The sequence below is a fragment of the Hyalangium sp. genome, from assembly GCF_035629615.1.
Lineage (GTDB): Bacteria > Myxococcota > Myxococcia > Myxococcales > Myxococcaceae > Hyalangium.
Genome location: NZ_DASPHO010000523.1, coordinates 1 through 6,122 on the forward strand (window position 1 = coordinate 1; position 6,122 = coordinate 6,122).

A 6,122-nucleotide genomic window follows, 5' to 3' on the forward strand; every position below is an offset into this window, starting at 1 on the left:
CCCAAGCAGGTGAGGAGGAGGCGAGCGCGGGGAAGGAGGCAGCGGCCAGAAGGGAGCGGATGAAGCAGAGGCCGCCGCGAGAGGACAGGGCCGAGTTGCTGAGGAGGACGTTCGACTTGGACGTGTTCGCCTGGGTGAGGAGTGGAGGCAGGCGCCGGGTGTTGGCGTAGGTGAAGGGAGCCCGAGGGGTGCGCGCGATTGTGAGGCACCTGGGCCTGGCCACGGCAGGTGCGAGGCTGGCCGCGGCGCGAGGGCCACATAGGGCAGCGGGGTGTTGAGGCGCTCAAGACACCCCACAGGCCCAGGCTCCTGCCGCGCACCTGAAGGGAGGGCGGCCTGGGCAGCAGTGGGCCCCATGGGGGGGCTCGGCCCCCTACACCGGCCTGGCACACTGCTCGGGCAGCCCCCGTCCGCGGCCCTCCTCGGCCCCTCCGCTCCAGCCCTCACCTTCAACCCGCCTCCCATTTTTCTTATGCTCTCCACTCCATGACCTCATCGTTACCCAGAAGATGAAGAAGGAAGCGGAGGGTCGAGGGCGGCCCGATAGCCCAGTTCGACTTGGAGCAGTCGTTGCCAGCCTGCCCAGAGAGTGCGCCAGCCGGGCTCACCGTCACCTTAGGACGCTGGCGTAAATTAAATTTCCAACTTATGGCATTGCGCCTCTGCGCTACGAGCATAGAAGTTGGCCAACTAATTTACGTCAGCCGCCTTTGCGGCCGATGAAGCCGCCCAGAGAGGCCAGTGCGCGCAGCGCCTGGTGGGTGTCGGGATGGGGAGGCAGCTTGGGACGCAGAGTGCGTAGCAGCGCCAGTTGCACCTCGGACAAGAGCGTGGAGGCCGGCGAAGGCGACCCCTGGCGTGCCGCATCGCGCAGCGCCAGCATGCCCCAGGCAATCACGCTGCAAACGGCCAGCAGGTTTTCCATGCGCGGGCGTGTTTTCAACTGGTGGCTTTCCAGGGCGCAGCCCGTCTTGAGGCCCATGTGAAATTCCTCCACGCGCCAGCGCCCCTCATAGGCGCGTATCACCTCCAGGCACTGCTGCCAGGTAGCGATGGGCTCGCGTGTCATCAGACACCAGTGCAGGGGTTTGACTCCGCGCGGCGGGTCCACCTCCTGAGCCAACACCACGTTGAGCTTGAGCGCATCCCCCTTGCGCTCTCGGAGTCTGGGTGGCCGCACTGCCACGGTGCAGGCACGTACTTGCAGGCGAGCTTGACGCTGGGCCCGGCCCGGCCCTCGCGGTACCTGCAACTGGTAGTGGCCTCTGACAGGAGCTCGTTCCACGGCTTGCTGCAGGTAGAGGCCACCATGCACCGAAGTTTCCAGGAGCCGATTGGAGTTCACACGGATGACGAAGCCGTCGCCCAACGCCTCCATCACTTCCATCGCCTCGAAGTTGTCCCCCTCTTTGTCGAACACGTGCAGCACCCGAGGGCGCTGGCCTTCAGCCGATGCGGCCAGGGCTTCGGACACCTGGCAGACCCCTTCGGACCATTTCTCACTCTCTCGCCGCCTGTGCTGGCGCTGGGACGCTGTTTCCTCGGCTGGCACCTTGCCGCGCCGGGCCCATACCTGCTGGGACAGGACGCCGAGCACCTCATGGTTGGAGGCCGATACCGCCAATGCGGTATGGGCGATCACCCCATGCACTGCCTTCATGTGGTTGATGATTCCGTCCCCATCCACCGCATGAGCGAAAATCAGGCTCGTGGTGTCCTGCACGCACAGCACGGTCGGGTGCTGCTGGCAGCGCTCTGCCGTGGCCTGCACGTGCCCGCTCAGGATGGCCGGGTGGGTGACTGCCTCATGGGACAACAGCCGGTAGGCTCCTTTCAACCCGGCCCAGTCCTCGAACGCCTTGGGCAGACTGGCTCCGGGCGAGACTGCCAGCGCCACTCCCACCTCCACCAACCGCTTGTTACGTGCTGCATGCCCCAGGTGCGAGCGGGCAAGGTCCTCCCCCGTCACGTCCTCCAACTGCCGCTGCGTCATCATACCTGGGACAACACATCATCGGCGGGTTACCTTCTGGGTAACGATAAGCTCCATGACGAGGTAGGGGTGCACCGCTTCGGAGCTGGCATGCCAATCCCCCTGAGCCACAAGCCGAGGCACGGCCCGATGAGAGAGCCTGGCCAGCAACGCGGCCTCGCGAAGGAAGCGGGGATCCGCGGGGAATGCGACCAGCTTGAGCGCCACGAGCGGAGAGTGGGGGCGTGAAGCGAAGCGGGCGCGGAAGACCAGGCCGTAGGAGCCCCTGCCTGCATAGCCCTCTACACGCCAGGGGCCCACAAGGTTCCCAGGCCTGAGTGAGTCGGGGGATGGGGAGTCCGTCATCGCGTACCTTGGCGTCGAGAGGGCGGCCAGCCCGCCCAGGGGTAGACTACCCAATGAGTAGGCTTTAGTCATGCCGCTCTGACAGGTGGGGACATGCAGTGGGATGCGGAGGCCCTGCGCGCTGGCTCGCTCGTGCTCCACGAGTCGTGGTAGGCGACTCGCATGAGCAGGGACGGCGGAGAGCAGGAGGACACTGCGGAGAGCAAAGGCCAGCCGGCCTACATCGGGTACGAGTACCAGATCTTCGTGACCGTCTGGGTGGCGTTGGAGCTGATCTTCCAGCGTGGTCTCCCTCACATCGAGATAGAGCCGGCCTCGCAGGAGGACATCGAGGCTCAGCTCAACGTGAATCGGGAAGAGGCATCGGCGATCTTCCGCACCGAGACCCTGGCCATCCAGGTGAAGTTCCGCAGCTCAGAGTGGAAGCCCACTGCTTTTCGCGAGCTGCTCCGGGGGAAGGGCAAGACGCTGAAGGGAAAGAAGGGGCCGGCCCCCCGCGAGCGGGCCTGGGACTTCCTCAACGCGGATCCGCTCCGCCGCTACCTCTTGATCACCAACGCTCAGCTCGCACCCAATCTTCAGTCTCTCCGCGTGGCGAAGATGACCTCTTCGCCGGCCAACCCGGTCCTGCCCAAGGAGGTCGCCAAGGGCACGGAGGGCGAGGCGGTGAAGAGGCGCATCGCCGTTCTGTCGGAGGCACCCTCGGAGCTTGTCACCTTCAAGATCAGGGAACTCCTCACGAACCGGCTGCATGTCCCGACCGTGAAGACCAAAGAGTGCCTTCACCGGCTGATCGGCAGCGTCCGCAATCGCCTCCTCGGGATCGGATCGAAGCTCTGGACCCGCGGGGAGATTCTGGGTGACGCCCAGCGCTCCGGCGGCAGCGTGTATCCGACGCCCGCACTCGACACCTTCGTTCCCCCGCGAAACCTCAAGAAGATCGAGCAGCACCTCGCCAGCAGGCACGTCGTGGTGCTCGTAGGAAAGACAGGTGCCGGCAAGACGCTGACGGCTCAGTTCCTCGAGTACAAGCTCAGCACTCCCGAGGGCCCCGAGAACGAACGGCAGACTCCCTTCAAGATCTGCCACGCGACCGGAGGACCCCAGGAGGTCCGGAAGGAATTAGCGACCCCGGGCGCAGTCCTGTTCATCATCGAGGATCCATGGGGCAGGTCCAAGTCGAGCGGGGACGCCGGCCGGTGGGTGAGCGAGCTGGGGCGGATCCTGCGCCAGGCGCGAGTGGACAAGAAGTTCATCATCACCTCACGCCAGTCCATCCTGGAGGACGCGGGAGACTGGGAGGATGTGAAGCACTCTTGTATTCGGATCGACTACGAGCACTACGACGAGAAGGCGCGAAGGAGGATTCTTGCCAACATGCTGCGCGAAGCGCGGCCCTGGCAGCGTCGGCTCGCTTCGCAGTCAGCAGGAAGGATCGCGGATGCGTTGAGGGCTCCTCTCTCCCTCCAGGGGTTTGCAGAGCAACTGAAGAAGGCGACGTCTTCTCGAGAGGTCTCCCTGTCGCTGCTGATCAAGAAGTCCGGCGTCGACGTGTTGGCCGATCTCGTGGAGAGGGAGATCCGGCTGCACACGTGGAACGCGATACCCGAAGCGGCCGTGCTCTGGTCCTTGCTGTGCGACACCCCGACCTTCACCCGTGACGCCATGGAACGGCGTGTAAGTCTGGTCAGGCAGGTGGCACCCGCATTGGCTCCTCAGTTGCAAGTGGGGCTGCTGGCATGGTGGATGGCGGGAGAGCGGTGGCTCGAAACGGATTCGGCTGGCACCTCCTACCGGGCGCACCCCACGACCATTCAAGGGTTGGAGAAGCTCATCAAGGGGATGCAGGGGGCGGAGCGGGCCCGGGGAGTGATTGAGCCGCTGCTCTCGGGTCTGATCGCGAACGGTCATGTCGCTGATGCGCTCGGTATCGCCGAGAACCTTCGAGATCGACAGAACTGGATCCCTGCAGACGTGCGGGCCGCCATCGCACGCTCGGTGCGCGCACGGTTGCTGGCGGATGGTGAGCATGGGTTCAGGGAGGCCTTCTTCGCCGCTGTGCAATGGCTGGATGGGCGTGATCCGGTTTCCCTGATGGTGCAGGCTCTTGCGCCGAGGTCGGAGCGGGTCATCAAGGGATTCGCTTGGGCCGAGACTTGGCATCCGCCTGAGTGGACAGACGTCGAACGGCAGTCTGTCCTGGCGTCTGGGGAGGCGCGGCAGATCGCGGAGAGGCACATCCGCCAGGTCGTGCCATACCGGCAGGAGGGCCTCTTCAGCAGCGTCCTCGACAGGCCTCGCTGGCTTGCGGAGCTATGGGATCTCTCGAGCGTCTACGCTGGGGTCTTGGACCGGTCGCTGGAAGGGCAGGCACCGGGCACGCCTGAGCTCGCTCTCGGAGCAATGCTCGCTAAGCAAGATTCCTTCGATGGTTTGGTCGCCAAGGTCCTTCAGGGCCTTGATGAGATCGAGCGGGAGTATGCGGCTCATCGGCAGGATGTGGAGAGGAGAACCCGCCCTCCGGGTGCGCGCGATGAGGACGTGGCCGATTATTTCTGGGAGGAAACAAGGCCGTACCGCTCTGCGCTGGACGCGCTCGTGGCCGGGCGCCGCGAGAACGGGGGACATGAGTGGCTCGTCACGCACCCGCGGCGAGAGAGCCTGCTTGAGAGTTGGAGTCATGCTCTGCGCTACCGGGCTAAGGGGACTTCTCGTGAGGAGATGCAGGCTTTCTTCGCGGCTTGCCGGCCGGCGAGGCTCGGCTTGGCCGCGCGGACGATCCGCAGCGAGCGGTGGCATCCGATCGCGCCGGAGCTGATTGCCGCGCTGGGAGAGATGAGGCAGGGCGATCTGCAGGAATATCTTGAGGCCGTGGCGCTCGTGGTCTCGCCGAAGGAACTGAAGACGATGCTCGAAGCCCGCCCGCCGCTGCTCTCCGAAATCCAGCGCGCGGGAATCGTTTTCTGCAGCCGGAGAGCACATGTGGAGTCCGAAGAGAAGGCGCTCGCGTTTCGAAAAGCAATGGAAGCCACGCTCTTGCCGGATCGCGAGGTCATCCTCGACTGCTGTGAGCGAGCCAATCGCGATGAGCCGATTGAGCCTTCCCGAATCGGGACGCTGCGTCCGGAGGACCTGCGTGCGCTTCGGGAGTGGGCGGCCGATCCAGCATCCGAACCAGGCCATGGCGCCCTGGTGACATTGGCCGCGAAGGGGGAGCCGGTCCTCGAACTGGTTCGCCCCGCACTGGATCATCCGGACGAGGAGGCCCGGCTCGCTGCAGTAAGGGCACTGGCGCAGCACCCGGAGGGGGAGGCGCGGCAACTCTTGCTTCGCACGCTGGAGGATTCGTTTCCCAAATGCCGGTCGCGGGCGCTCCTCGCTCTTGCGTCCTCCGCAACGTCTGACGAGCGGCGGGAACTCCTGAGGTTGGCAAGGAGGGAGACCCACGAGACGGTGCGCCTTGAGTACGTTGAAACCATCCGTCAGCATCGTTGGCGAGAGGGGACGGAGGTTCTGTGCGAGTTCCTGCGAGATGAAGCCGATTGGTCCGGTGACCCCTCCATGGAGGAGGTGGAGCATCGCATCGCGCGAGAGGCGGCCAGTGCCTTGGCGGAGTCTCGTGGAGAGCTTCCTCCGGAGGTCATCCAACAACTGCTGGAGTTCGTGCGAGGAGGGGCTGCCTCCAACTCCGATCCCGAGGTTCACAAACGAGTGTGTAGGTTCCTCGCGGAGATGCCTGTTGCGGGGCTGCCCTCGGTGCTGCTCCACGTCGCGATGCCCCCTG

Annotated in this window: 3 protein-coding genes; 1 reads left to right on the plus strand and 2 read right to left on the minus strand. The window is 65.0% G+C overall.

Features of this window, described 5'->3' with window-relative positions:
* Positions 1 to 223: hypothetical protein (locus VD972_RS26565; RefSeq protein ID WP_324991540.1), on the minus strand; the 223-nt coding region annotated here is incomplete at its 3' end.
* Between the two features lie 477 nt (positions 224 to 700).
* The gene (locus VD972_RS26570) at positions 701 to 1,996 is read right to left on the minus strand and encodes an IS4 family transposase (protein ID WP_324991541.1); all 1,296 of its coding nucleotides are present in this window, start codon (positions 1,994 to 1,996) and stop codon (positions 701 to 703) included.
* Positions 1,997 to 2,938: 942 nt separating this feature from the next.
* Between VD972_RS26570 and VD972_RS26575 the strand changes: the two genes are divergently transcribed.
* On the plus strand, positions 2,939 to 6,122 hold a 3,184-nt coding region (locus VD972_RS26575), incomplete at its 3' end, for a HEAT repeat domain-containing protein (RefSeq protein WP_324991542.1).